The following is a 25,585-nucleotide window of genomic DNA, read 5'->3' as shown; positions in this document are numbered from 1 at the left end:
CGTTCATAGCTCCGCGGCGGTGCCCGCCGGGCCGGTGAGGGCGGTTTTGCGGCGGCGTAACAGGACGCGCCGGCTCCCGTCGGTGTAGGCGCGGACCCGGGACAGTTCCCAGCCGCCGAATTCGGCCTGGATGGCGAGCCGCATCGAGGCGGTGACCCGGGTGACGTCGGGCGGTAGCCGCAGCGGTACGTACTCGTAGTCGTCGCTGCTGGTGTCCCAGGTCGCCGGGAGTGTTGTACGCGGGGTGGCCGCACGTGGAGTGGATGCCATCACTGCCCTCTCTTGCGCTGGTCCGCGGGTATCCGCTGCAGACCCGGTTCGGTTGCCGAGCCGATATAGAGATCGCCGGTGGACTCGTCGACGGTCACCGTGTTCGGCTGCCGGACGGTGGGGTAGCGGCCGACTTCGCGCGGTGATCCCGCCGACAGGTCGTAGCCGACGATCTCGTTGCTCTGCGTGCACGTCACCCATACGGTGTCAGAACGCCGGTCGTAGGCGAGTGCGTAAGGCGACGATCCTACCGGGTATCGCTGGCGCAGCACGAGCGGATCGGTGGTGAACACCAGCAGCTGGCCGCTGTCGGGGTCGGTGACGACGACCCGGTCGAAGGACGCTTCGACGAGGTTCGCGGCGCCCGCTCCGGCCCGTAGGGCCAGGCCGAGGTGTTCGTAGCCGGGTTCGATCTCGGTCAGCAGGGTCTGGCGGCGGTCCAGGACGGCGAGGGTGTCGCCGGTGAGGGCGAGCGCGTCGGCGGAGGCGAGCCCGGTCACGGTGTGGAGGCTCCGGCCGGTGCGGTCCAGGACGAGGACACGGCCGTCGGCGGTACCTGCGATCAGGGTTCCGTCGGGCCGGGACCGCACGGAGCGCAGATCCGCGCCGGCGGGGATCTCGGTGACGGCACGAGTGGCGGCGTCGATGCGCAGGATCACGCCGTCGGCGGCAGCCAGGATTTCACCGGGGGTGCCGGGGGAGAGTGCGACGGCGGGCGCGGGGAGGGCGACGCGGTGGCCGGTGGGCGGTTGGGTGGCGGTGGTGAACAAGGTGAGTGTTGTGCCGGCCGGGTCGAGCGCGGCCAGGTTGCCGCTGCCGGGGTCGGCGGCCAGGGCGCCGACGGGTGTGGGCGCAGGGTAGACCTGCCCGGCCGGTGCGGTGGTCGTTGCCGGGGAGACGGCGGGTGCGGCCGGTTCGCGGGTCGGGGCGTCGCCGGCGCCGGGTTCGGGGTCGTCCGAGCAGCCGGACAGGGCCAGCGCGGCCAGCAGCACGGCGATCAGGGCACGTGGTCGTGGGCGCCGAACTCGTGGCGCGGTGTCCGGGAACGACCGATGCTGCATTCGATTATCTGACCACGCCCGGGTAGGACGGTGTGGCAGCGGGGTATACGGGGGTGTCGACAGTGGGCGGTCCGGGCGCCGGACTACCGTACGAATCGGAAGGTGCGGAGGTCAGGAGACGACGATGCACGACGAATCGGGATTTTCCGCCGATGAGGTGACCACGGGGCCGTTCGCGCACGGGTTCGGCCGTACGGGGGACGGGCACCCGTACGCGTTCCGGACGGTGCGGGCGACGTTACGGCTGGAGATCTACCGGGCGGACCTGGATACGGAGGTGCCCGGCCCCGAGGATGTGGTGGCCGTGGCGGAAACCCGGATCACCGATATCGATCTCGACGATGCGCGCAGTGTGGTGGCGTTGGTACGGGATCTGCTGCCGGACGCGACGTCACCGCCGCGGGACCGTAATGTTCCGACCGTGCGCGCGCTGCTGGCGCGGCTGGGGTCGGTAATCGAGGGCAGGCAGTGAATGGTGGTTAACTAGTACGTGATGTGGTACACACCTGTTCTCCGGCCGTCCCGCGCGTGGCGCGCCGGCTCGGCCGCTGCGGCGCTGGTCGCGGCGGTCCTGGCCACCGGATGCGATTCCGGGGCCGATTCCGATGCGGTGGCGGCGGCGCGGTCGTCGGCCAAGGCGGCGTTGTCCGCGTCCGCGGCGGCGACGTCACAGCAGCTGGCGTCGCGAGCGCTGCCGACAGCGGCGGAGCTGGACGATCAGATCAAGCGGGCCCTGGATCCGGATCTGCCCGATTCGGAGCGCACGGCGTTGATCGAGGACGGGGAGGCGTTCCGCGAGGCGATTCCGGATATGTACCGGGCGCTGCAGGACAATCCGCGCGCGGTGTACGGGGTCACCGATCCGGTGTTCGATAATCACGACGGCACGGTGACGGCCACGTTGCGCCTGGACAAGGACGGTTCGGGTACCGCGGTCCGCACGACGGTGGTGCATTTCATCTATCTCGACGGTGCCTGGAAGTTGTCGCGGACGGATCTGTGCGGAATTCTGCGTTCGGCCGATTACCGCACCGCGGCCTGCGGGTAGGTGGCGGCCGGATAGTGATGGCCGCGCAGACCCATCGGTGGGGTCGTTTCGTGTTCCGGCACCGGATTGCGGTGCTCGTGGTGTTCTTGTTCGTGGTGGCGTTGTCCGGGCTGTACGGGCGGGATCTGGCGGATCGGCTGACCCAGGAGGGCTGGTTCGACGAGTCCAGTGAGTCGGTGGCGGCGTCGAAACTGGCCGATACCACGTTCGGCCGGGACACCGACAGTGATGTGATCGCCCTGTACACGGCGCCGCCGGGTAAGACCGTGGACGATCCGCAGGTGCGTGCCGAGGTCCGGGCGCAGCTCGCCGGGTTGCTGCGCGACCATCCCGATCAGGTGCTGCGGATCGACAGCTATTGGGACAGTGCCCTGTCCGGGCAGTTCGCCGACGATTCCCGGACACATGCGTTCGCGAGTATCGGCCTGCGGGGCGAGGGATCGGCGACGGTCGACAACTTCGCCGCGATCACCCCGGATCTGCGGGCCGGCCCGGGGGCCGGCCCTGCCGGGACGACGGTGGAGCTTGCGGGGTTGCAGCCGGTGGTGGAGGGGATCAACACCGGGATGCAGGACGATATCCGGCGCGCGGAGATGATCGCGTTACCGCTGGTCGCGCTGCTGCTGTATTTCGTGTTCGGCGGGGTGGTGGCGGCGTTGCTGCCGGTGCTGGTCGGCGGGATGACCATCCTGGGAACCCAGGGCATCATGCGGCTGCTCACCGGCCATATCGAGGTGAATGTGTTCGCCAGTGCGGTGGTGACGCTGGTGAGCCTGGGGTTGGCGATCGACTACGGACTTTTCACGGTGACCAGGTTCCGGGAGGAGCTGGCGGCGGGCCGGAGCGTGGAGGACGCGGTGGCCCGGACGGTCGCCACCGCGGGGCGCACGGTGTTGTTCTCGGCGGCGATCATCGCGGTGAGCCTGGGCGCGCTGTTCATCTACCCGAACGGAGTGCTGCGGTCGGTGCCCTATGGCGGTATCAGTTCGGTGCTCCTCGCGGCGCTGCTGTCGGTGACGGCGCTGCCGGCGTTGCTGGGGATCGCGGGTCACCGGATCGATCTGTGGCAGTGGCGGCGTTTCGCGCGGGCCAGTACCGAGGCCGAGATCGATCGCGGGATCTTCTCCCGGTTGGCGGTATGGGCGATGAAGCGGCCGTGGGCCGTGATCGTGGTGGTGCTGCTGGGGCTTTTGCTGCTGATGACGCCGTTCCGGCATATCGAGTTCGGGGGTTTGAGCGAGCGGTATCTGGCCGACGACAATCCGGCGCGGGTGGCGCAGGAGAAATTCGACGCGTTGTTTCCCGGTTTCCGGACCGAGCCGTTGCGGCTGGTGGTGACGGGCGCGGATGCCGCGCAGCTGAGCGATATCCGGGTGCAGGCGAACGCGACCCCGGGGCTGACGGGTCCGTTCGAGCCGGCGGCGCCGACCCGGGACGGGATCAATGTGCTGGAGGCCGGTCTGGTAGACGAGCGGGATGCCGATACGGCGATCGCGGTGTTGCGCTCGATCGAGGAACCGGGCGGCGTGCAGGTGATGGTGGCCGGTGTGCCGGCGCTGGAGCGCGACAGTATCAACGGGTTGCTGGACGGTCTGCCGCTGCTCGCGCTGCTGCTGATCGGGGCCGCGCTGGCGCTGATGTACGCGGCGTTCCGGTCGCTGGTGCTGGCGGTGAAAGCGGTGGCGATGTCGGCGCTGGGCCTGGGCGCCACGCTGGGCATCCTGACGTGGCTGTTCGTGGAGGGCCACGGGGCCGAGCTGTTCGATTTCACTCCGGGTCCGTTGATGTTCGCGGTGCTGGTGCTGATCGTGACCGTGGTGTTCGGGTTGTCCACCGACTACGAGGTGTTCCTGTTGTCACGGGTGGTGGAGGCTCGGGAGGCCGGCGCGGCGCCACCGGAGGCGATCCGCTACGGCATCGCACATACCGGCGGTGTGATCACCTCGGCGGCGGCGATCCTGATCGTGGTGACCGGCGCGTTCGGTTTCTCGGAGCTGGTGATGATGAAATACATCGCCTACGGAATGATCGCGGCGCTGGTGCTGGACGCGACGGTGATCCGGATGCTGCTGACCCCGGCGGTGCTGAAACTGATCTGGCGGCCGGAGTAGAGGACCCGCCTCCCGGTCAGGGCGCGGCCGCGGGATCCGGTGCGCGCACCGGCAACACCAGTTGCGCACCGGTGCCCGGGTGGTCGAGCACCTCGATCGGATACCGGTAGACGCGGCTGAGCAGTTCGCCGGTGAGCACGTCGCGGGGTGGTCCGGCGGCGGCGAGCCGGCCACCGTCGAGGACGGTGACCCGGTCGGCGTAGGCGGCCGCCGACGCCAGATCGTGCAGTACCACCACTACGGCGGCGCCCGCGGCCGCGCGGTCGGCGGCGAGGGTGAGTACTGCTTCCTGATGTCCGAGGTCGAGGGCGGCGGTGGGTTCGTCCAGTAGCAGAGTGGCGGTGTCCTGGGCGAGGACGCGGGCGAGGGCGACGCGAGCGCGTTCACCGCCGGACAGGCTGGGGAATGCCCGGTCGGCGAGATGGGTGCTGTCGGTGGCCGCCAACGCGGCCGTGATCGCTGCGTCATCGCCGGCGGCCCGGGGGGTGCGCTGCCAGGGGGCGCGGCCCATCGCCACCACCTCGGCGGCGGTGAAGGGGAAACCCACCGCGTGTGATTGCGGGAGGACAGCGCGGCGGCGGGCCATATCGATCGGCGTCCAGCCGGTGAGGGGGCGGCCGTCGAGTTCGACGGTGCCGTGTCCGGGGTCGAGTTCGCCGGCGAGGACCGCGAGGAGGGTGGATTTTCCGGCGCCGTTGGGCCCGACGAGGGCGACGACCTCCCCGGCGGTGACGTCGAAGTCGACAGCGTCGAGAACGCGTCGAGGATGCCCGCCGCCGCCGTGCCGGTCCAGGGTGACCGCGCGGGCGCGCAGTGTGACGGCGCCGGGTTCGTGGGGAGCGGGTAGCGCGTGGGAACGGTGTAGCAGGCCGCCGAGGCCGCGGCGCAGCGGGGCCGGGGTGGACGCGGTCATGCCCAGCCTCCCGCCCGGGCGCGGGTGCGCCGCAGCAGCCAGAAGAAGAACGGCCCCCCGATCAGTGAGGTGAGCATCCCCAGCGGCAGGTCGGCGTTGTCGACCAGGGAGCGGGCCGCGACATCGGCGGCGAGCAGCACGACGGCGCCGGTGACGGCGCTGATCGGGATGAGCGCGCGGTGGCCGGGGCCGACGATCATGCGGACGACGTGCGGAACGATCAGCCCGACGAACAGGATGATGCCGGTGAACGCGACTCCGGCGGTGGTGAGGATCGCGACGATCACGATCACGGCGCGCCGCAGCCGTTCCACGTCGACGCCGAGGTGGCGGGCCGCAGATTCGCCGAGTGCGAGCAGATCCAGCCGTGGGGCGACGACGATCGCGGCGGCGATTCCGGCGACGGTGAGGACGGCGACCACGGCCACGGCATCCCAGGTGGCGCCGTTGAGGCTGCCCAGCTGCCAGAACACGATCTGGTCGCGGGCCGCGGGGGAAGCGACGAACAGCAGGAACGCGATGAGGCCGCCGGCGAACGCGTTGATGGCGACACCGGTGAGGACGAGGGTCACCACTTCGGTGCGGCCGTTGGCGCGCGACAGGACATAAACCAGGACGGTGGTGATCAGTCCGGCGGCGAACGCCGCGGCCGCCACCGACCAGGCGGCGACGAAGGCGCCGCCGAATACGATCACCGCGCCGGCGCCGACGGCGGCGCCGGCCGACACCCCGATCACGCCCGGTTCGGCGAGTGGGTTGGCGAAAACGCCCTGTAGCAGGGCGCCGGCGGTGGCGAGGGCGGCGCCGACCAGGATCGCCAGCAGTACCCGCGGAAACCGCACTTCCCAGAGGGTGACCTCCCCGGCCGGGTGGGCCGGCAGCGGCCCCCAGTCCAGGCCGATGCGGTGGGCGATACTGCCGGCGACCTCCGCCGGGCCGGTGGGGACCTGGCCGATGGCGGCCGAGGCGAGGGCCAGCGCGATCAGTGCGAGCACGGCGACGGTGAGGGTGGTGAGGTAGCGGCGTTGCCGGCCGGCGGTGGCCGGGGGTGCCGGCGGACGGTCGAGGTCGGTGCTCATACGCCCGTCCGGCCGTACACCGCGCCGGACAGTGCGGTGATCACCCGGCCGGTGTTGGGACCGAAGGACAGCAGCACCGCGTCGGCCATATCGACAATGCGTTTGTTGCGGCCGGCGGGGGTCTGGGCGATGCCGGGGATCTGCGTGATGCCGTCGACCCCGCCGATGGAGTTCATTCCGTCGGTCATCACCAGCAGCACGTCGGGGGCGGCCGCGATCATCGCCTCGCTGGTGATGGCGGTGAACGGTTCGGTGAGTCCGGCTTCCTGCCCGGCGTCGTGGGCGCCGAGGGCGGCGATCAGCGCGTCGGCGCCGGAGCCCGGACCGGCGAGCATGGTGATGGCGCTGGACCGCAGGTACAGGAACGCGATGCGCAGCGGCGGGTCCTGGGCGGGGACCGCGGCCGAGGCCGCGGCGATCTCGTCGCTGGTGCGCTGGGCCAGAAGCTGTCCGCGCTGCGGGACGCCGAGGGCGGCGGCAACCGCTTCGATCTGCGGTACCACGCCCTCCATGGTGCGTTCGGGATCGAAATAGACGACGGTGATGCCGGTGGCGCGCAGTTGTTCGCGGACGGCGGGGGAGGCGCTGGTGGTGTCGGTGAGGAAGACGCTGGGACGCAGCGCCAGAATAGATTCCACGTTCAGCGCCCCGTTGCCCCCGGTGACGTTCGGCAGGTCCGAGACCGCGGGAAACGATGCGGCGGTGCTGCGTCCGACCAGGTTGTCGCCGAGGCCGAGCCCCCACACGATCTGGGCGAGGGTCCCGTACCGGTCGGCCGCGATGATACGGCTCGCGTCGGTGACGGTGACGTCGGTGCCGTCGAAGGACCGGACGGTCGCCGGCAGCGCCGGGGTGGGGGGAGGTGTGAGCGCTACCGGGTCGAGGTCGTCGAGGGCGGCGGTGGCCGGGCCCTGCTGTCCGGCGGGTTCGGAGCCGCCGCAGGCCGCGGTGAGCACGAGCAGACCGGCGGCCAGACCGGCCAGGAGTGCGCGCGCCGCACGGAGAGACCGCCCGCGATGCCTCCGGAGCCCGAGCGAGGGCCCTCCGTGGTTACGCTGCGCTACCGCCTCCGGGCCCGACTCGCTCGTCATGCAGGCAAGGCTAATCCGTGCCGCTGTGTGGGTCTCGCGCCCGCCCCCGGCTACGCGGTGGAGCTCACATCGTCGAGGGCGGCGGCGATCGCGCGTGGCAGTTCGAGGGTTTCGGCGGCCAGGACCCCGGTGAGTTGTCCCATATCGCGCGCGCCGACGAACATGCTCGCAACGCCGGGCCGGTCACGGACCCAGGCCAGGGCGACCGCCAGCGGTGAGGTCGCCAGGCCGTCGGCGGCGGTGACCAGGGCGTCGACGACGGCGGTGGCGCGGTCGTCGTCGAGCCGGCCGCGGATCTCGGCGGCTGTCGCCTCGTCGGCGGCACGGGAGTCGGCGGGCACACCGTCGCGGTATTTGCCGGTGAGGATGCCCGCGGCCAGCGGTGCGGTGGCGACGATACCGGCGCCGTGATGGGTGGCTGCCGGGACCGTGTCGTCCTCGGCGCCGCGGGTGAGCAGCGAGTACGGGGTCTGGACGGAGGTGATCGGGGTGATCGCGGCGAGGCTGGCCAGCTGCCAGGCGGTGAGGCCGCGGACCCCGGCGTAGCGGACGCGGCCCGACCGTACGGCGTGGTCGAGGGTCCCTGCGACCTCGTCGAGCGGGGTGACCGGATCCCAGGCGGTGACCTGCCACAGGTCGAGGTGGTCGGTGCCCAGTTCCAGCAGGGTGCGGTCGAGCTGGCGCAGCAGGGTACGGCGGGAACAGTCGATGCCGACCCGGGTGGGGTCGGGGGGTGGTGGGTCGCTGCCGGCGGGTACGGCGGGCAGATGCGGTACCAGCCCGGCGCCGGCGCACAGCACGAGTTCGTCGCGTGACACCAGATCTCCCAGCAGATCGGCCAGGATGCGCTGGGCCGCCCCGCCGGTGTAGGAGGGGGAGGTGTCGACGAGGGTGCCGCCGGCTTCGGCGAACGCGATCAGTTGCGCGGCGGCGGTATCGGCGTCGGTGTGGCCGCCCCAGGTATGGGTGGCCAGGCCGATCCGTGACACCCGCAGTCCGCTGCGGCCGACGGTGCGCTGTTCCATCACCGGGTCTCCGTGTCCGGTACGGGAGCGGCGGTAGCAGAGCGTGACCCGGCAGGGCCCTCGCTCCTGCGCAGAAGACACGGCACGGTTGGACGTTTCCTCACGGCGCCCAGCCTAGAGCGTGACCGCTCGGTGACCGTTCGCGGCGAACTCGTCGGTGTGGCGTGTCCGGCGGGGGAGGCGGTCCGCCGCGCGCGGCGCGCGGCGGGCATTGTAGGGTCGCTGCGGTCGATCGCCGTGCCCGTTCGCGGGCGGGATGCCGTAAGACCGAAGGCGGAGCGGGTTTTCGGCGTGGTTCAGGAGGTTGTGTGGTTGGCGAGTCGATGACCTGGGTGCAGGCGTTGGTGCTCGGGCTGGTGCAGGGTCTGACGGAGTTCCTGCCGGTTTCGTCGTCGGGGCATCTGCGGATCGTGTCCTCGGTGTTCTTCGGTGACGACGCGGGTGCTTCGTTCACCGCCGTCACCCAGCTCGGTACCGAGGCGGCGGTGTTGTTGTTCTTCGCCAAGGACATCTGGCGCATCGTCTGCGTGTGGTGCGCCACCGTATTCGAGAAGCTGACCGCGCGGTCCCGGGAGACCGTCCCGGTCAGCGAAATGGTCACCACCAAACTTCCGGTCGTCACCGGCTCGGGTCCGATCGGGTACGACCCCGGTGCCGAGGCGCAGCGCGAACTCGATTACCGCATGGGCTGGTATGTGATCATCGCCACCATCCCGATCGGGGTGCTGGGGTTCGTATTCAAGGACCAGATCCGTACCGGGGCCCGCAATCTGTGGCTGGTGGCGATCATGTTGATCGTATTCGCGCTGGTGATCGCGGCGGCCGAACATTTCGGCCGGAAAGAGCGGTCGCTGGAACAACTCACCACCCGCGACGGTCTGGTGATGGGTTTCGCGCAGTGCCTGGCGCTGATCCCGGGGGTTTCCCGGTCGGGCGCCACGTCCAGCGCCGGGCTGTTCCTCGGGTTGAAACGTGAGGCGGCGGTGCGGTTCTCGTTCCTGCTGGCGATCCCGGCGGTCACCGCGTCCGGACTTTTCAGTCTCCCGGACGCTTTCGAGCCCGCGGGTGACGGCCTGAACGCATCGGGGCCGCAGTTGCTGGTGGCGACCCTGATTTCGTTCGTGGTCGGCTATGCGTCGGTGGCGTGGCTGCTGCGGTTCGTGGAGAAGCATTCGTTCTACTGGTTCGTCGGCTACCGGATCGTGCTGGGGTTCGTGATCATCGGGCTGCTCGCGGGCGGGGTCGTGGCCGCGACATGACCGGTACCGGCGCCCGGCGCGGGTTCACCTGGAGACCGCGCGCGGCCGCGCCCATTAGGCTGGCGATATGACGGTGATCCTGCTGCGGCACGGTGTGTCGACGTCCAATACCGGTGGCACTCTTGCCGGACGATCCCCGGGGGTGGAGCTCACCGATCGCGGTGGTGAGCAGGCCCGGGTCGTCGCGGAGCGGCTGGCCGGGCTGCCGATCACCCGGATCGTCACCTCGCCGATGCTGCGCTGCCAGCGCACGGTGTCCCCGGTGGCGGCCGGGCTCGGCCTGGAACCGGTGGTCGACGACCGGCTCGCCGAGGTCGACTACGGCGAGTGGACGGGCCGCAAGATCAAGGACCTGCTGGCCGAACCACTGTGGCAGGTGGTGCAGCGGCATGCCTCGGCGGCGGTGTTCCCCGGTGGTGAGGGCTTGGCGCAGGTGCAGGCGCGGGCGGTGTCGGCGATCCGGGAACACGATCGCGCGCTGGCGGAGTTGCACGACGGTGACCGGCTGTGGGTGGCGTGCACACACGGTGACGTCATCAAATCGGTGCTCGCCGACGCGCTGGGCATCCATCTGGACGGTTTCCAGCGGATCATGGTCGAGCCGGCATCGCTCAGCGTGATCCGCTACACCCGCACCGCCCCGTTCGTGGCGCGGATGAACGACACCGGCGCGGACCTGTCGGGGCTGGCGCCCGCACCGGCGGCCGAATCCGGGACGTCCGGCCCGGTGCCCGGCGGGGAGATCGGGGCGGGAAGGAAAGACGGATAATGGGTATGCCCGATACCGGCGGATGCGCCACCTCTCGGCGGCTTCGGGCGAATCGGCGTCCGCGCCGGGATACGGCGCAGCGGAGCACCGCAGCCGAACAGGGTCACGTATCAGGAGGTGCATGTGTCACGCGCAATCCATGTTTTCCGCACCCCCGAACGTTTCGTCGCCGGAACTGTCGGTGAGCCGGGCGACCGCGCGTTCTATCTGCAGGCAGTGGAGGAACCCCGGGTGGTGAGCGTGCTGCTGGAGAAGCAGCAGGTGAAAGTTCTCGCCGACCGGATGGGGCTGCTGCTGGACGAAGTGCAGCGCCGGTTCGGTGCCGAGGTGCCGCCACAGGCCGATGCGGTCAACGACAACGACCCGCTGGTGACCCCTATCGATGCGGAGTTCCGGGTCGGCACGATGGGTCTGGGCTGGGACGCCGACGCGGGCGCTGTGGTGGTGGAGTTGCTGGCGATCACCGAGACCGAGGTCGACGAATCGGTGGTGCTCGACGACACCGAGGAGGGTCCCGACGCGGTGCGGGTGTTCCTGACCCCCGATCAGGCGCGGGAGTTCGCCTTGCGGTCCACGCGGGTGATCGCGGCCGGTCGGCCCCCCTGCCCACTGTGCGGGGAGCCGCTGTCGGCGCGCGGCCACATGTGTGTGCGGACCAACGGGTACAAACGCGGTGAACTGTTCGGCGCGAGTGATCTGGAGGAGTGAGCGTGCCCGATACCGGGGACGTGCTGTCCACCGGTGAACTGACGGTGCTGGGCCGGGTGGGGGTCGCCAGCAACGTCACCCTGGTCTGCGATCTGGCCACCGCGGAGGGGGCGGTGCGGGTGGTGTACAAGCCGGTACGCGGCGAGCAGCCGCTGTGGGATTTTCCCGATGGCACGCTGGCGGGCCGGGAGGTGGCGTCGTATCTCATCTGCGGTGCGCTCGGCTGGACGGTGATCCCGGAGACGGTGCTGCGGGACGGCCCGTACGGACCGGGGATGGTGCAGCGCTGGATCACCACCCGGGACCCGCGTGCGGCCGCCGATACCCGGCTGGATCTGGTGGATCTGTGCCCGCCGGAGCTGGTGCCCGATGGCTACCGGGAGATCCTGCGCGCCTATGACGGGGCCGGGGACGAGGTGGCGCTGGTGCACGCCGACGATCCGCGGTTGCGGCGGATGGCGGTGCTGGATGTGCTGTTGAACAATGCCGACCGTAAGGGCGGGCATGCTCTGGAGGCGGTCGACGGCGGGGTGTACGGCGTCGACCACGGAATCTGCCTGCATCAGGAGAACAAGCTGCGCACCGTGCTGTGGGGCTGGGCCGGGGACCCGGTTCCCGGGGATCTGCTCGCCGATATCGCGGCGTTCACCGAGACCCTGCCGGGCGAGTCGGCGGATCGCCTGGCCGAGTATCTGACAGACGCCGAGATCGACGCGCTGCTGCGCCGCGCCAAACGGCTGCTCGACGATCCGGTGATGCCGTTCCCGGAGACGCCGCGGCCGATCCCGTGGCCGGCGTTCTGACCCCGGCCCGGGCCGGTTCATCCGACCATTCGTTCTGCTCGAGGTGAACGGTTGCCTCCGCCGCGCGGCCGGGTTCGTGCAGGTCCAGGCCCCATCCGCAGCCGCGGTGGCGCGGCGGCGGGCGGGGCGGGCGGTGAGCGGACAGCGTCGACCTCTACTCTCGGAGGTATGCAGTCCTGGTCCGATACCCCGATTCCCGCGGTCCCCGGAGCAGGGCCTCCGTTGCGTCTGCACGATACCGCCGACTCCTGTATCCGCCCGGTCACACCGGGCACCACGGCAACCATGTACGTCTGCGGGATCACCCCGTACGACGCGACCCATCTCGGCCACGCCGCCACCTATCTGACGTTCGATCTGGTGAACCGGGTACTGCGTGATGCCGGGCACGATGTGCACTACGTGCAGAACGTCACCGATGTCGACGATCCGCTGTTCGAGCGCGCCGCCCGCGACGGCGTGGACTGGCGCGACCTGGGCAACGGCGAGATCGAACTGTTCCGCGAGGATATGGCGGCGCTGCGGGTGCTGCCGCCGCGCGACTATGTGGGCGCGGTCGAATCGGTGGACGAAGTCGTCGAACTGGTGGCCAAACTGCTGGCATCGGGCGCCGCCTACACCGTCGAGGACTCTCGCTACCCCGATATCTACTTCCGCACCGACGCCACCGATCAGTTCGGCTACGAATCCGGCTACGACCGCGCCACGATGGAGCGGCTGTTCGCCGAACGCGGCGGCGACCCGGAACGTCCTGGGAAACGCGACCCGCTGGACGCACTGCTGTGGCGCGCCGAACGCGACGGTGAACCGTCGTGGCCGTCGCCGTTCGGGCCGGGACGGCCCGGTTGGCATATCGAATGCGCCGCGATCGCGGTGAACCGGCTGGGTAGCGAATTCGATATCCAGGGTGGCGGCAGCGATCTGATCTACCCCCATCACGAGTACTCCGCCGCGCACGGTGAAGCCCTGGCGGCCGGGCGCCGGTTCGCCCGCCACTATGTGCACACCGGCATGATCGGCCTGGACGGCGAGAAGATGTCGAAGTCCAAGGGCAATCTGGTGCTGGTGTCGAAGCTGCGGGCCGGGGGCGTGGATCCGGCGGCGATCCGGCTCGGGTTGTTCGCCGGGCACTACCGCACCGACCGTTCGTGGACCGAGGATGTGCAGGCGCAGGCGCAGGCCCGCCTGGATCTGTGGCGCCGCGCCGCCGCCGCGCCGGCCGCCGCCGCGGCCACCGATACGGTGGCGCGGCTGCGCACCCACCTGGCCGACGACCTGGATACACCGCGCGCGCTGGCCGCCGTCGACGCCTGGGCGCGCGACACCCTCGACTACGGAGGCGCCGATTCCGGGGCGGGCGCCGAAATCGCCGCCGCGGTCGACGCGCTGCTGGGTGTGCGGCTACGCTGACACCGACCCGGTGGGGCGGCGGTCCGGTTCGGGCACAAGTGCTTTCGCCGCCCGGGTTCACACCGGCGCGGCTGGTGATCTCTCACCATGGTGAAGAAGCCGACGGTGCCGATGGGGTACTGTTCGATGCTCGAATTCTCCCATCCGTTCCGCGAAGAGATCGGCGCCGTATGTCTCGTATCGTCAGTAAGGACAACTACTTCGACACCGGCCTGGAGGTCCTGTCCGAGCTGGGTTTCCGCAACCTCAATATCGGTGTGCTGTGCCGCCGCCTGGGTGTGACCAGTGGCTCGTTCTACCATCATTTCGGGAGCTGGCAGTCGTATGTGGGTGCGCTGCTGGAGCATTGGGAGAACCGGCAGGTGCTCATCCTGCGGACCCTGAATTTCGATCCCTCCGCCCCCGAACAGGCGATCCGCGCCCTGTCGGATCTCACGCTGGGCCTGCATCACCGGGCCGAGGCGGCGATCCGGGCCTGGGCCGCCAACGACGAGGCGGTGGGGGTGGCCCTCAAGCGGGTCGACGAATCGCGGCGCCGGACCGTGCGCAAGACGATCATGGGGGTGGTGGCCGACGAGCGGATCGCGGCCGTGGATACCGAACTCGGTATGGCCATGCTCATCGGTTATCAGCAGATGGTGGCGGCCGGGCAGCAGGTGTGCCTGGAGGATTTGCTCGGCGAGTTCGCGCGGCTGGTGTTCTCGCATACCCGCCGCGCCGCTGTCACCGAGTGACGGGCTCGGCCGGCTATTTCAGGACGAGCAGCGCCGCTCGTTCCAGCCGGTCGGCGATATCGGCATACGATTCGTAGCCCATACCGGCGCGCACCAGCGCCCCCGCGTACAGCAATTCCAGCGATTCCACGATGTCGGGGTCGGCTTCCGGTTCCAGCGCCCGGGTGATGCGCGCGCGGATCTCCACCCCGATCCTGGTGCGCAGATGTTCGACATCCGGGTCGCGTCCGAGCAGGGCGCTGGTGACCGCGCCCGAGAGTTCCTGTTCGTCCGCCACCAGCAGGGCGATTCCGCGGAGTTCGGCGAGCACCCGCACGGTGGGGTCGGCGTCCTCGCTGACCGGGGTCTGCGAGGATCGGATCCGCCGCCAGAAGATCTCGGCGACCAGATGTTCCTTCGACGAGAAATAGGTGTAGGCGGTGGCGGTGCCCACCCCGGCCGCGCCGGCGACCATCCGGATGGTGAGTCCGGCGAACCCTTCGCGGGCCAGTACCTCCATCGCGGCCTTGGTGAGCCGGTCCACCGTGTCCGCCTGCTTTCCGCTCAGGCGGCGCCGAGTGGCCTCGAGAATTCTGGAATCGCCTTCGGACATGTGTCTAGATAGTAGTGTCGGTCCTGTGCCCGAGCAACATCGTCGCCGTTCGGCGCCCGTCCAGTAATGTCGATCACCGCCGACAGCCGCGTTCCCGGAAGTGAGCCCACAGCCCGTATGACCTCGCCAGCCCCCACGACACCGCTGACCGACGAGCAACTGTTCGATCATGCCCGCCGGGCCACCGGATTCATGCCGGAGGACGAGGGGCACGCGCTGCACGCCGCGGCAGTGAAGTACTGCCGCGGCGGGGTCGTCACCGAGATCGGCACCTACTGCGGCAAATCGGCGATCCTGCTCGGCTCCGCCGCCCGCGCCCAGGGCGGCGTGGTCTTCACCGTCGACCACCATCACGGCTCCGAGGAGCATCAGCCCGGCTGGGAGTACCACGACAGCACCCTCGTCGATCCGGTCACCGGCCTGTTCGACACTCTGCCCCGGTTCCGGCACACCATCGATTCCGCCGGGCTCAGCGATGTCGTCGTCGCCGTCGTCGGTACGTCCGCCCAGGTGGCCCGCGCCTGGCGGACCCCGATCGAGTTCCTGTTCATCGACGGCGGTCATACCGAGGAAGCCGCGGACCGCGACTACCGCGGCTGGGTCAAATGGGTCGTTCCCGGCGGCGGCCTCGCCATCCACGATGTGTTCCCCGACCCGGCCGACGGCGGTCAGGCGCCCTACGGGATCTACCGGCGCGCCCTTGACAGCGGTGAGTTCCGCGAGGTCTCGGTTACCAGTTCGCTGCGCATTCTCGAACGAATCGCCCCGAGCCCCGAACTCTGACGGCTATCGGCCCGGCGGCCGCACCCGATGTCTGCCCGGGTGCGGATCCACGCCACCGCCGGTGGACCGGCTGTCGGCAATTACACTCCTACCGCATGACTGTGCGGGACAGGGTCCTCTTCGGCGCGGCGCTCGTAGTCGCTGTGGCCGTCGCGATTCCGGCGATCGCCACCCTTTCCTGGGCGGCCATCGGGCATCCCGAATGCGCGACCATTCCGGAAGATGTGGGCCCCTGCGGATATTGGTCCCGTGTGGAGTACTTCGGACCGTTCATCATGCTGTGGGGGGCGGCCATCGTCGGAAGTTTCGGAGCCACGGCGTGGCTGGTGGTCGTCGCCCTGTTCGGTCTCTTCGCGGCGCTGAGCTCCGGCCGGAAGGACCGGTTCAGCGATGACCGGCCGTCGAGCCATACCAATTCGCAGCACGGCACAACAGAACGAGATCACCCCTGAACCGGTGCTTCGGCAGTCTCCGCACGAGGACACCGGAAGGCGGCGGATTCAGTCCGGCAGGTGGTCCGCTGCGCGGCCGGCAGCGTACTGCTTGGCCCACGTGTAATCGGGTTTCCCACTGGGCGACCGGGTGATCGTCTCGGTGATCCAGATCGCCCGCGGCACCTTGTATCCCGCCAGATGGCCGCGCACGTGTTTCTGCAGATCGGCCATATCGAGCGATCCGGCGGCGTCCGCGGTGAGACTGACGACAGCGGCGACCTGCTGACCCCAGCGGTCGTGATCCACCCCGATCACGGTCGCGTCGTAGATCGCGGGATGGGATTTCACCACGCCCTCGACCTCTTCGGCGAACACCTTCTCACCACCGGTGTTGATCACCATATTGCCGCGGCCGATGAGGCTGATCGTGCCGTCGTCCTCCAGGCGGGCGCGGTCGTCGGTCACCACGATCCGTGCGCCGTCGACCACTTTGAACAGTTTCGCGGTCTTGGCGTCGTCCTTGTAGTAGCCGAGCGGAACCGAACCGGTTTTCGCCAACCAGCCCTCCTCACCGGGCGTCACGGGTTTCCCGGCATCGTCGACGACCACCGCGCCGCGCCCGATCGACACCCGTGGCTTCCGGGCCGGATCGTCGTCCTTCTGCGCGAAACCGATGCCTCCGAAACCGGTTTCGGAGGAGCCGATGGAATCGGAGACGAACAGGTTCGGCATCAGGTCCAGCAGGGCGTTCTTCGTCGGCTGAGTGAGTAGCGCGGCGCCCGACGCGATCATGAACAGTCCGGTCGCGTCGACGGGATCGGCGCGGTAGGAGTCGATCAGCGGGCGCGCCATCGCGTCCCCGGTGATGACCATGACGCCCGGGCGTTCGGCGGTCACAGTCTTCCACACGGTGGCCGCGTCGAAATGCGGTTCGAAGATCACGCAGTTGCCCGACCACAGCGCGATGAACGTCGGCATCATGGCGGCCAGGTGCATGAGCGGCGGCAGGATCATCCAGGTGGAGGGTTCACCGGCCGCACCGGTGCGGGACTGCTGGTATTCGTCGGTGACCGGTTCGTTGCTGTAGAAGTCGATCCCGCCGCCGAGCACCCGCCACATATCCTCCTGCCGCCACAGCACGCCCTTGGGCATCCCCGTGGTGCCGCCGGTGTACATGACGAACAGATCGTCGGCGCTGCGGGCGACCTCGGGACGGGTGGTGGGCGCGGCCGCGGTGACCTCGGCCAGGCAGTCCACCCCGGGATCGGCCGCGGCCCGGTCGTCGGCGACACACAGCAGGTACTTCAGGCGGGGGGAGCGCTGCGCGGCGGCGCGCACCGCGTCCCCGTAGCAGGCGTGGTAGACGAGGTGTTCGAGGTCGGCGTTGTCGTAGAGGTAGGCGAGTTCGTCCGGGCCGTACCGGAAATTGATATTGATCGGAACGGCCGCGAGTTTGAAGCAGGCGATCAGCGTCTGCATCGTGTCGATGCTGTTGTGCATCTGGAAACCGATATGGGTGCCGTGCCCGACCCCCACCGACGCCAGATGGTGGGCGAGTCGATTGGACCGCTCGTCCAGTTCGCGGTAGGTGACGCGCCTGCCTCGTTCGATCAATGCGATCCGGTCGGGCACGGCGTCGACGGAATGTTCGAACAGGTCGGCGAAGTTATTGGCCATGTCAATCCTGCGGTGGTGCCGGATCCTCCCGTGCCGGGAGGATCAGAGGACGGTGAGGGGCAGCGGTATTCCGCGATCGGTGAACTGGAACTCCACGCCGGTGCTGAATCGGGTGATCGCCACCTCCGGGGCCTCCGCGAAGGGGGTCTCGGCGAGGGTGATCTCGGCGGTCCACCCGTCGGGCCCGGATTCGGCGACCCGGCTCGCGAAACGCGGATTAACACCCCGGACCAGCGAATCCAGTGGTCCCAGCTGATCGGGGCGGATCAGCGAGAGCCAGCCGCGGTCGGTGAGTGCCCCGCTGGTGCCGGGGAACCGCACCCGCAGAACATCGGTGCCGGGCTCGACGTCGACATCGGTGTAGTGCAGGGGATTGAGCGCCGGATGGACGCGCAGCACCGCGGCGAGGGCGTCGATATCGTCGCCGAGCCCGAGGCAGGCGCGGATCCGTTCGGAGGTGACTCCGGCGATCCCGATGAGCTGCTTGCGCCCGATCTCGAGTGCCGAATCCACATCGGTGCGTTCGTGGACGGCGACCAGGAAACCGAGTACCAGCAGATGCTGCTGCAGGCACACCTCCTCCGCGATCCGGACCAGGGCGGAATGGGAGAAATCGGGGAATCGCAGATCGCTGAGCAGTGGGCCGCTGTAGTCGGCGCGGCCCTCGTCCGCGGGGTCGATATCGGCCAGCGGCAACCCGGCGGCGACCGATCCGGCCACCAGAGGTGCGTTGCGGGGTACCTCCGGAGGGGTGTGCGATTCATCGATGACCACCGTCCACGCGCACATCGGATGCCGGTCCGCGGGTTGGCGCGGTGGCCGGTGGATCGGGCGCACCTGGGCGTATTTGTTGGTGGCGAGCGCGGTGGCGTCGAAGGTGGGGTCCTCGATGTCGTGGCACATGGCCGTCACATATTCGGGGCCCATGGGCTCGACATCGACCAGGGCGCCGCAATGGTCCAGCCAGAACTCACCGTGGTGCGGATCGTCGACCCGGAACCGGAAGTCCATGAACTGCGGCGGCGCGCCGATATCGAGCTGCAGACCCTTGAAGATGGTGACGATATCGTCGCCGGTGTAGCCGAGGGCCCGCTGCATACGCCGGGTATAGACCGGGCTCGACAGCTGCCATTCCTCGATGGCGACTTCGGCCATCCCCTCCCGGCCGAAGGCGGAGATGCAGTGCGCCATCCCCGAACGGTCGATGAGCTGACCGCACAGCAGCAGTTCGGGGACCAGGGCCGCGAGTTCCGCGCGGCCGAGCGCGTGGAACCGGCTCGTGGGTATCGTCATCGGGTTCACCATAGGGAGGCGGGCGCGGTGCCGATCCGGTACCAGCCGGGCAGCCGGCCGGCGGTGGATTTCGCGATGCGCTGGTTCATCCCGTCCGACATCGCCTTGTTGGTCATCATCTCCAGGAACAGTGACGAGACGTTGCCGAAGTCGAAGAAGTCACGCTGCCAGGACCACTGGTAGTTCCCGCCGTAGCGGAACCAGCTGCCGCCGATCCCGTCCACCGTGTACAGGCTGCCGTCTTCGCGTGGCGTCGTGGTGTAGGTCTGCTTCCAGAACCCGATGACGTCACCGCTGCGCTCGTCGATCACGAACTGCTGGTACGGGTATTCCCAGCCCTCCAGGCCCTCCATCTCCTGGCCGAGTGCCAGATCGCGGATCTCGGCGCGGCCCACCGCCATGAACTCGTCCTTGGGGCCGTAGTTCCAGCCGTAGGTGGCGTCCTCGGTGTACATCTCGGCCAGCGGCTTCCAGTCGCCCAGTTTCTCGCAGCGCTCGTTCTCGGCCACCCAGCGGCGCACCATTTCGTCGAGTTCGGCGCGATCGAAACCTGTCATCGGTGTTGTCCCTTTCGAAGAACCTGTTGCGGAGGGGGGTCAGTCGCCGTTGCCGGCGACGAGCATGAGGGCCTGGGTGGGGCAGTAGCGGATGGCGTTGTCGACATCGGCCTTGTGCTCCGGTCCGGGTTCGGAGTCGAGGATCTCGACCTGCCCGCGTTTGGGTACCGAGAAGATGCCGGGTGCTTCGGCGGCGCAGACGGCATGGCCCTGGCACAGGTCCAGATCTGCCTCGATTTTCATGATGTGCACTCCCTCGGCGTCGTATGGGCGGGGCCGCGCGGGGCGGTGCGCGCGGCGTTGCGCGGGGGCCGGCCGGCGGCGCGGGCCGGGGAGCTCCCGCGCCGGGGCCGCGCCGTCTGGTCTATCCGGTCCGAGAACGAGTTCTTCCCGCGCCGGGGGCGGCGAAGCGGTAGAAGAGACACATTGCTGGACATGTGTCTGGACGCTACCACCGAGAGATGTGTCCGACAACGATTCAGCAATTTTCCCAGACTGGATACGGTGTCCGGGTGGATTCGCGAATGTCGCCGACCGGATTCGCGCCCGACCGTGCGGCGTAGCGAAACGAGAACATGTTCTTGCGTGGTGGAGATCGTCCGAATTATATTCCGTACACCTGTCCAGACACTCTCGCCCGGCCCGGTCCGGCGTAGAAGGAGCGATATGAGCGACGACCCCACCCCGCAGCCGACCGTGCGCGAGCGCGGCCTGGCCAAGATGGCGGAGGTCTACGGATGGGAATTCCAGGACGGCCCCGGCGACCATTTCGCGGTCACCGCCGACCACCTGTTCGCCGATATCTGGTCGCGGCCCGGCCTCAGCCTGCGCGACCGCAGACTGCTGCTGCTCGGGGCACTCACCGCGCAGGGGCTGTTCGATGTCGCCGGAATCCAGATCGGCGCCGCCCTGCAGAACGAGGAACTCGACGAAACCGAATTGCGCGAGATCTCGCTGTTCCTGTGCCACTACGTCGGCTGGCCGGCCGGAACCTCCCTGGACCACGTGATCGGCGCGCAGATCGACCAGCGCAACAAAAAGGCCCGCAAGGCCGCCCAGAACGGTCGCTGACGACCGCGCTCATCCCCGCCGTGCCCGCGGGCCCATCGCGGTACGACGACCCTCACACAGACAAGGCACCGGTATGCGTTTCGGCATCGTTCTGTTCACCAGTGATCGCGGGATCACCCCCGCCGCCGCGGCCAAGGCCGCCGAGGACAACGATTTCAGCTCCTTCTACGTCCCCGAGCACACCCATATCCCGGTGAAACGCGAGGCCGCACACCCCCAGACCGGCGACGCCTCCCTGCCCGACGACCGCTATATGCGCACCCTCGACCCGTGGGTGTCGCTGGCCATGGCGGCGGCGGTCACCGAGCGTATCGAGCTGTCCACCGCGGTCGCGCTGCCGGTGGAGCACGATCCGATCACCCTCGCCAAGACCATCGCCTCCCTCGACCATCTCTCCGGCGGCCGGGTGACCCTGGGCGCCGGTTTCGGCTGGAACACCGACGAGCTCGCCGACCACGGCGTACCCGGTAACAAGCGACGGACCGTGCTGCGCGAGTACCTGGAGGCGATGCGGGCGCTGTGGAGCGAGGACGAGGCCGCCTACGACGGCGACTTCGTGAACTTCGGCCCGAGCTGGGCCTGGCCGAAACCGGTCGATCGCACCATCCCCGTGCTGATCGGCGCCGCCGGCACCGAGAAGACCTGCGCCTGGATCGCGAAGAACGCCGACGGCTGGATCACCACACCCGGGGAATCCGATATCTCCGGACGCCTCGCCACGCTGAAGAAGGCCTGGGCGGACGCGGGCCGCGAGGGCGCCCCGCGGGTGGTGGCGCTGGACTTCAAACCCGACGCCGAGCGCCTGGCGTCCTGGGCCGCCGACGGCGTCACCGATGTGCTGTACGGGGTTCCGGACAAACCGGAACCGGAGGTGCGTGCCTACCTCGAACGGCTGGCTGGCAAACTGCGGAGCATGAATTCGATCACCGAGACAGGTGAGGACAGCTAGCGTGCGCATTGCCTTGTTGTCCTACCGCAGCAAGCCTCATTGCGGTGGGCAGGGAGTCTACGTGCGCCGGCTCAGCGCCGGACTGGCCGAGCTCGGCCACGACGTCGAGGTGTTCTCCGGCCAGCCCTACCCGGCCGATCTCGATCCGCGCGTCACCCTGACCGAGGTCCCCAGCCTGGACCTCTACCGTGAGGACAATCCTTTCCGCACACCCCACCCCGGGGAGATCCGGGACCGGATCGACCTGCTGGAACTGGCCACCATGTGGACCGCGGGCTTTCCCGAACCCCGGACCTTCAGCCTGCGGGCCGCGCGGCTGCTGCGCGACCGGGTGGCCGATTTCGACGTGGTGCACGACAACCAGTGCCTGGGCAGCGGACTGCTGGATATCGCGCAACGGCTGCCGCTGGTGGCGACCGTGCACCATCCCATCACCAAGGACCGTGAGGTCGATCTGGCGGCCGCGATCTGGCGGCGCAAACCGCTGGTCCGGCGCTGGTACGGGTTCCTGGGCATGCAGCAGCGCATCGCCCGCCGGATCCCGGACCTGCTCACCGTGTCCTCGTCGTCGGCAGCCGATATCGCCGGCGATTTCGGTGTCGACCCGGCCCGGCTGAACGTGGTACCGCTCGGTGTGGACACCGCGCTGTTCGCCCCGCGCGGGCCGCGGGTGCCCGGCCGGATCGTCGCCGTCGCCAGCGCCGACAAACCCCTCAAGGGCATCACCCACCTGCTGCAGGCCCTCGCCCGGCTGCGGGTCACCCACCGGGTCGAACTGCAGCTGGTGGCGAAATTGGAGCCGAACGGGCCCACCGAGAAACAGATCGCCGAATTCGGCCTGTCCGATATCGTCACCGTCCGCCCCGGCCTGACCGATACCGAACTGGCCGAAGTGCTCGCCTCCGCGGAGATCGCCTGCATCCCGTCCCTGTACGAGGGGTTCTCGCTGCCCGCGGTCGAGGCGATGGCCTCCGGTACCCCGCTGGTCGTCAGCCGCACCGGTGCGCTGCCGGAGGTCGTGGGTGAACCCGGAGTGTGCGCCGAACTCACCCGGCCCGGCGATTCCGCCGAACTGGCCCGCGTGATCGGCCGCCTGCTCGACTCCCCGCAGGTCCGGCAGCGGATGCAGATCGCCGGCCGCGAGCGCGCGGTCTCGGTGTTCAGCTGGGAATCGGTGGCCGCGCAGACCGTCGAGGTGTACCAGCGCGCCATCGCCCGTCACGGCGGGGAACCGGCAGAACTCACCACCACAGGAGGCGCCTCGTGCTGACCGTCGATTTCGATCGCGCCGGAATCGGCCCGGGGACCCGGGTGATCGACGTCGGCTGCGGAGCGGGCCGGCACTCCTTCGAGGCCTACCGGCGCGGCGCCGATGTGGTCGCCTTCGACCAGGACGCCCCGGAACTCGCCGGGGTGGCCACCATGTTCGAGGCGATGGCCCAGGCCGGGGAGGCGCCCACCGGCGCGAAGGCCGAAGCCGTCCACGGCGATGCGCTCGACCTGCCCTACGGTGCCGGCGAATTCGATGTCGTCATCGCCTCGGAGATCCTGGAACACGTCCCCGCCGACGACGCCGCCATCGCCGAGCTCGTCCGGATCCTGCGACCCGGCGGGCAGCTCGTCGTGACCGTGCCCCGCTGGCTGCCGGAACGGGTGTGCTGGGCGCTGTCGGACGAATACCACGCCAACGAGGGCGGGCATATCCGCATCTACCGGGCCGACGAGTTGCGGGACAAGATCACCGCCCGCGGGTTGCGGCACACCCACCGCACCCACGTGCACGCCCTGCACTCGCCGTACTGGTGGATCAAATGCGCGGTGGGGGTGGACAAACCCGATCATTCGCTCGTCCGCGCCTATCACCGGATGCTGGTGTGGGACATGATGAAACAGCCGCGGCTGACCCGGATGGCGGAGAAGGCACTCGACCCGCTGATCGGTAAGAGCGTCGCCCTGTACTTCAGCAAACCGGCGGTGACCCGTGCCGCCGGTTGATCTACCGTCGGTACCTTCTGTTCTCACCCGCCGCCAATGCCTGCAGACCGCGCAGTCGATCGCCGCGGTCCAGGACCCCGACGGCGCGATTCCCTGGTTCCCGGGCGGTCATACCGACCCGTGGGACCACATCGAATCCGCCATGGCGCTGACCGTCGCCGGTCTGCGCGACGAGGCGGTCGCCGCCTACATGTGGTCGGCGCGCACGCAGCGCGCCGACGGGTCGTGGCCCATGCAGTTCCGGGACGGCGCGATCGAGGACGCCGCCACCGATGTCAACTTCTGCGCCTATATCGCCACCGGGATCTGGCACTATCTCGCCGTCACCGGTGACACCGAGTTCGCCGCCGAGCTGTGGCCGGTGGTGTCCGCGGCGATCGACCTGGTGGTGGCCAGCCAGGGTGAACAGGGACAGATCTACTGGCTGCGCGACGGGGCGAACATCCTGCCCGAAGCGCTGGTGACCGGTTCGGCCAGTATGTTCCACAGTCTGGGGGCCGCACTCGAATTGGCGCGCCGGCTCGGCGATCCGCGCCCGGAGTGGGAACGCGCGCGGACCCGGCTCGGGACGGCACTGCGCGAACACCCGGAGGTGTTCACCGAGAAGGACCGGTACTCGATGGACTGGTACTACCCGGTCCTGGGCGGCGCGCTACGCGGCCGCGCCGGGTACGCGCGGATCGCGGAACGCTGGAACACTTTCGTGGTGGGCAATATCGGTATCCGCTGTGTTTCCGACCGGCCCTGGGTGACCGGTGCCGAAACCTGCGAACTGGTACTGGCCCTGGACGCGCTCGGTGATCACGACCGCGCCCGGCAGCTGTTCGCGAGTATGCAGCATCTGCGCGAATCCGACGGCTCCTACTGGACCGGGCTGGTGTACGCGGACGGGAAACGCTGGCCGGTGGAACGCACCACCTGGACCGGCGCCGCGATGATCCTGGCGGCGGACGCGCTGTCGCGGACCAGCGCGGGCAACGGGATCTTCCGCGATCTGGCCGCCGACGCCGCCCCGGGCCGCCCGGTGCCGGTGCGGGTCACCGGATAGTCCGGGGCGGGTTCGGGCGAAACGGGCGATTCAGAGTTCGGCGAGCTGCGGCACGACCGGAGCCACCGAATCGATCCACCGCGCGGGTGATCCGCCCGGTGGCATCACGATGGCGGTATGGACGCCCATTCCGGCGTAGACGGCCATATCGCGCACGAAATCGTCGTGCGCGCCCGGCTCCGGGCTGCCGGCGAGCACGGTTTTGCGGATTCGCTCGTAATCGGTGCCCAGATCGTCGCAGTGCCCGCGCAGGACGTCGAGTTTGTGCGCGACCTCCTCCGGTGTGGAGGCGAACAGATTGCAGGCGTCGCCGTAGCGGGCCACCAGGCGCAGCGTCTTCTTCTCGCCGCCGCCGCCGATCAGCACCGTCGGCCGGTGCAGCGGCTGCGGGTTGCACAGGGTCTCCGCGAGCCGGTAGTGCTTCCCCTCGAACGGCCCGTTGTTCTGCGGATCCCACATCTGCGCGCTGATCCGCAGCGTTTCCTCCAGGCGTTCGAACCGTTCCGCCACCGGCGGGTAGGGCACTCCCAACCCGTGATGCTCGCGCTCGAACCAGGCGGCGCCGATTCCCAGCGCGGCCCGGCCGCCGGACAGGACGTCGAGGGTGGCGACCGTTTTCGCGAGCAGCCCCGGATGCCGGTAGGTCACCCCGGTGACCAGCAGCCCCAGTTCGATACTGCTGGTGTGCGCGGCCATATAGCCCAGGCTGGTGTAGCCCTCCAGCATATTGGCCTCGGCCGGGAGGCCGGTGGGTTCGATCTGGAAGAAGTGATCCATGAACGACAGCCACGTCGCCCCGGAGTTCTCCGCCGCCGCGCCCGCCCGGGCCAGTTCGCCCGCGAGTGCGGCGGTCCCGCCGTCGACCTCGAATATCGGGATGTGGAAACCGAGTTCCATACCGTCGT

General features: G+C 69.3%; 28 protein-coding genes. 16 read left to right on the top strand and 12 right to left on the bottom strand.

Features of this window, described 5'->3' with window-relative positions:
• Positions 1-3: 3 nt before the first annotated feature.
• Together AB0F41_RS04060 and AB0F41_RS04055 are read right to left on the bottom strand one after the other, a co-directional pair.
• Positions 4-270: a DUF5703 family protein gene (locus AB0F41_RS04060; protein WP_357421212.1), complete on the bottom strand. Its 267-nt coding sequence runs from the start codon at positions 268-270 to the stop codon at positions 4-6.
• Positions 270-1,331 (bottom strand): hypothetical protein, encoded by a 1,062-nt coding sequence (locus tag AB0F41_RS04055; RefSeq protein WP_357421211.1) that lies wholly within the window; start codon positions 1,329-1,331, stop codon positions 270-272. Before AB0F41_RS04055 ends, AB0F41_RS04060 begins: the two co-directional genes overlap by 1 nt.
• Before the next feature lie 124 nt (positions 1,332-1,455).
• On the opposite strand from AB0F41_RS04055, the gene AB0F41_RS04050 reads away from it, so the two are divergent.
• Genes AB0F41_RS04050 through AB0F41_RS04040 form a run of 3 tightly spaced genes read left to right on the top strand, consistent with a single transcriptional unit; the run spans position 1,456 to position 4,490 of the window.
• On the top strand, positions 1,456-1,803 hold the full coding sequence (locus AB0F41_RS04050) for a hypothetical protein (protein ID WP_357421210.1): 348 nt from the start codon (positions 1,456-1,458) through the stop codon (positions 1,801-1,803).
• Positions 1,804-1,824: 21 nt separating this feature from the next.
• Positions 1,825-2,379: a hypothetical protein gene (locus AB0F41_RS04045; protein WP_357421209.1), complete on the top strand. Its 555-nt coding sequence runs from the start codon at positions 1,825-1,827 to the stop codon at positions 2,377-2,379.
• Positions 2,380-2,396: 17 nt separating this feature from the next.
• Positions 2,397-4,490, top strand: a complete 2,094-nt coding sequence (locus AB0F41_RS04040) for an MMPL family transporter (protein ID WP_357421208.1) — start codon at positions 2,397-2,399, stop codon at positions 4,488-4,490.
• 16 nt (positions 4,491-4,506) lie between these two features.
• On the opposite strand, the gene AB0F41_RS04035 is transcribed toward AB0F41_RS04040, so the two are convergent.
• The 4 genes from AB0F41_RS04035 to AB0F41_RS04020 are packed head-to-tail and all read right to left on the bottom strand — an operon-like array spanning position 4,507 to position 8,598.
• On the bottom strand, positions 4,507-5,403 hold the full coding sequence (locus AB0F41_RS04035) for a heme ABC transporter ATP-binding protein (protein ID WP_357421207.1): 897 nt from the start codon (positions 5,401-5,403) through the stop codon (positions 4,507-4,509).
• A complete protein-coding gene (locus AB0F41_RS04030) occupies positions 5,400-6,482 on the bottom strand; it encodes an iron ABC transporter permease (protein ID WP_357421206.1) in 1,083 nt (360 codons plus the stop codon). Before AB0F41_RS04030 ends, AB0F41_RS04035 begins: the two co-directional genes overlap by 4 nt.
• On the bottom strand, positions 6,479-7,573 hold the full coding sequence (locus AB0F41_RS04025) for an ABC transporter substrate-binding protein (RefSeq protein WP_357421205.1): 1,095 nt from the start codon (positions 7,571-7,573) through the stop codon (positions 6,479-6,481). The genes AB0F41_RS04030 and AB0F41_RS04025 overlap by 4 nt, the downstream gene beginning before the upstream one ends.
• A 50-nt stretch (positions 7,574-7,623) precedes the next feature.
• Positions 7,624-8,598 carry an aldo/keto reductase gene (locus AB0F41_RS04020; RefSeq protein ID WP_357421204.1) on the bottom strand — a complete coding sequence of 325 codons (975 nt, stop codon included), beginning with the start codon at positions 8,596-8,598 and terminating at the stop codon, positions 7,624-7,626.
• A gap of 323 nt (positions 8,599-8,921) precedes the next feature.
• Here AB0F41_RS04020 and AB0F41_RS04015 point away from each other — a divergent pair, with 323 nt between their 5' ends.
• The 6 genes from AB0F41_RS04015 to AB0F41_RS03990 all read left to right on the top strand — a co-directional run bounded on the left by AB0F41_RS04015 (position 8,922) and on the right by AB0F41_RS03990 (position 14,281).
• Positions 8,922-9,857: an undecaprenyl-diphosphate phosphatase gene (locus AB0F41_RS04015; protein ID WP_357421433.1), complete on the top strand. Its 936-nt coding sequence runs from the start codon at positions 8,922-8,924 to the stop codon at positions 9,855-9,857.
• Between the two features lie 67 nt (positions 9,858-9,924).
• Positions 9,925-10,626: a histidine phosphatase family protein gene (locus tag AB0F41_RS04010; RefSeq protein WP_357421203.1), complete on the top strand. Its 702-nt coding sequence runs from the start codon at positions 9,925-9,927 to the stop codon at positions 10,624-10,626.
• A 123-nt stretch (positions 10,627-10,749) separates the two neighbouring features.
• Positions 10,750-11,334, top strand: a complete 585-nt coding sequence (locus AB0F41_RS04005; protein ID WP_357421202.1) for a DUF3090 domain-containing protein — start codon at positions 10,750-10,752, stop codon at positions 11,332-11,334.
• 2 nt (positions 11,335-11,336) lie between these two features.
• Positions 11,337-12,137 (top strand): SCO1664 family protein, encoded by an 801-nt coding sequence (locus AB0F41_RS04000; RefSeq protein ID WP_357421201.1) that lies wholly within the window; start codon positions 11,337-11,339, stop codon positions 12,135-12,137.
• A gap of 168 nt (positions 12,138-12,305) precedes the next feature.
• On the top strand, positions 12,306-13,547 hold the full coding sequence (gene mshC, locus AB0F41_RS03995; protein ID WP_357421200.1) for a cysteine--1-D-myo-inosityl 2-amino-2-deoxy-alpha-D-glucopyranoside ligase: 1,242 nt from the start codon (positions 12,306-12,308) through the stop codon (positions 13,545-13,547).
• Between the two features lie 170 nt (positions 13,548-13,717).
• Positions 13,718-14,281, top strand: a complete 564-nt coding sequence (locus AB0F41_RS03990) for a TetR/AcrR family transcriptional regulator (protein ID WP_357421199.1) — start codon at positions 13,718-13,720, stop codon at positions 14,279-14,281.
• A 13-nt stretch (positions 14,282-14,294) separates the two neighbouring features.
• On the opposite strand, the gene AB0F41_RS03985 is transcribed toward AB0F41_RS03990, so the two are convergent.
• On the bottom strand, positions 14,295-14,873 hold the full coding sequence (locus AB0F41_RS03985) for a helix-turn-helix domain-containing protein (RefSeq protein ID WP_357421198.1): 579 nt from the start codon (positions 14,871-14,873) through the stop codon (positions 14,295-14,297).
• A gap of 117 nt (positions 14,874-14,990) precedes the next feature.
• On the opposite strand from AB0F41_RS03985, the gene AB0F41_RS03980 reads away from it, so the two are divergent.
• Together AB0F41_RS03980 and AB0F41_RS03975 are read left to right on the top strand one after the other, a co-directional pair.
• Positions 14,991-15,656: a class I SAM-dependent methyltransferase gene (locus AB0F41_RS03980; RefSeq protein ID WP_357421197.1), complete on the top strand. Its 666-nt coding sequence runs from the start codon at positions 14,991-14,993 to the stop codon at positions 15,654-15,656.
• A 95-nt stretch (positions 15,657-15,751) separates the two neighbouring features.
• A complete protein-coding gene (locus AB0F41_RS03975) occupies positions 15,752-16,108 on the top strand; it encodes a hypothetical protein (protein WP_357421196.1) in 357 nt (118 codons plus the stop codon).
• Between the two features lie 48 nt (positions 16,109-16,156).
• On the opposite strand, the gene AB0F41_RS03970 is transcribed toward AB0F41_RS03975, so the two are convergent.
• From AB0F41_RS03970 to AB0F41_RS03955, 4 genes are read right to left on the bottom strand one after another with little or no spacing between them, the layout of a single operon-like run.
• On the bottom strand, positions 16,157-17,767 hold the full coding sequence (locus tag AB0F41_RS03970) for an acyl-CoA synthetase (protein ID WP_357421195.1): 1,611 nt from the start codon (positions 17,765-17,767) through the stop codon (positions 16,157-16,159).
• Positions 17,768-17,809: 42 nt separating this feature from the next.
• Positions 17,810-19,060, bottom strand: coding sequence for a hypothetical protein (locus tag AB0F41_RS03965; RefSeq protein ID WP_357421194.1), 1,251 nt, complete (start codon positions 19,058-19,060; stop codon positions 17,810-17,812).
• Between the two features lie 5 nt (positions 19,061-19,065).
• Positions 19,066-19,617 carry a nuclear transport factor 2 family protein gene (locus AB0F41_RS03960; protein ID WP_357421193.1) on the bottom strand — a complete coding sequence of 184 codons (552 nt, stop codon included), beginning with the start codon at positions 19,615-19,617 and terminating at the stop codon, positions 19,066-19,068.
• Positions 19,618-19,656: 39 nt separating this feature from the next.
• Positions 19,657-19,860 (bottom strand): ferredoxin, encoded by a 204-nt coding sequence (locus tag AB0F41_RS03955; RefSeq protein WP_357421192.1) that lies wholly within the window; start codon positions 19,858-19,860, stop codon positions 19,657-19,659.
• Positions 19,861-20,283: 423 nt separating this feature from the next.
• On the opposite strand from AB0F41_RS03955, the gene AB0F41_RS03950 reads away from it, so the two are divergent.
• The 5 genes from AB0F41_RS03950 to AB0F41_RS03930 all read left to right on the top strand — a co-directional run bounded on the left by AB0F41_RS03950 (position 20,284) and on the right by AB0F41_RS03930 (position 24,680).
• Complete coding sequence (locus tag AB0F41_RS03950; RefSeq protein ID WP_357421191.1) at positions 20,284-20,688, top strand: carboxymuconolactone decarboxylase family protein; 405 nt, start codon at positions 20,284-20,286, stop codon at positions 20,686-20,688.
• Positions 20,689-20,761: 73 nt separating this feature from the next.
• A complete protein-coding gene (locus tag AB0F41_RS03945) occupies positions 20,762-21,637 on the top strand; it encodes an LLM class F420-dependent oxidoreductase (RefSeq protein ID WP_357421190.1) in 876 nt (291 codons plus the stop codon).
• Between the two features lies 1 nt (position 21,638).
• The gene (locus AB0F41_RS03940) at positions 21,639-22,907 is read left to right on the top strand and encodes a glycosyltransferase family 4 protein (protein WP_357421189.1); all 1,269 of its coding nucleotides are present in this window, start codon (positions 21,639-21,641) and stop codon (positions 22,905-22,907) included.
• The gene (locus tag AB0F41_RS03935; protein ID WP_357421188.1) at positions 22,901-23,632 is read left to right on the top strand and encodes a class I SAM-dependent methyltransferase; all 732 of its coding nucleotides are present in this window, start codon (positions 22,901-22,903) and stop codon (positions 23,630-23,632) included. Before AB0F41_RS03940 ends, AB0F41_RS03935 begins: the two co-directional genes overlap by 7 nt.
• Entirely contained in the window at positions 23,619-24,680 is a 1,062-nt protein-coding gene (locus tag AB0F41_RS03930) for a prenyltransferase (RefSeq protein WP_357421187.1), read from the top strand. The genes AB0F41_RS03935 and AB0F41_RS03930 overlap by 14 nt, the downstream gene beginning before the upstream one ends.
• A gap of 30 nt (positions 24,681-24,710) precedes the next feature.
• On the opposite strand, the gene AB0F41_RS03925 is transcribed toward AB0F41_RS03930, so the two are convergent.
• Positions 24,711-25,577 carry an LLM class F420-dependent oxidoreductase gene (locus AB0F41_RS03925; protein ID WP_357421186.1) on the bottom strand — a complete coding sequence of 289 codons (867 nt, stop codon included), beginning with the start codon at positions 25,575-25,577 and terminating at the stop codon, positions 24,711-24,713.
• Positions 25,578-25,585: the final 8 nt, after the last annotated feature.

This window comes from Nocardia sp. NPDC024068 (assembly GCF_040638875.1).
Taxonomy (GTDB): Bacteria; Actinomycetota; Actinomycetes; order Mycobacteriales; family Mycobacteriaceae; genus Nocardia.
Note: the sequence above shows the minus strand (reverse complement) of the source record. Positions and strands in the feature narration are given on the sequence as shown.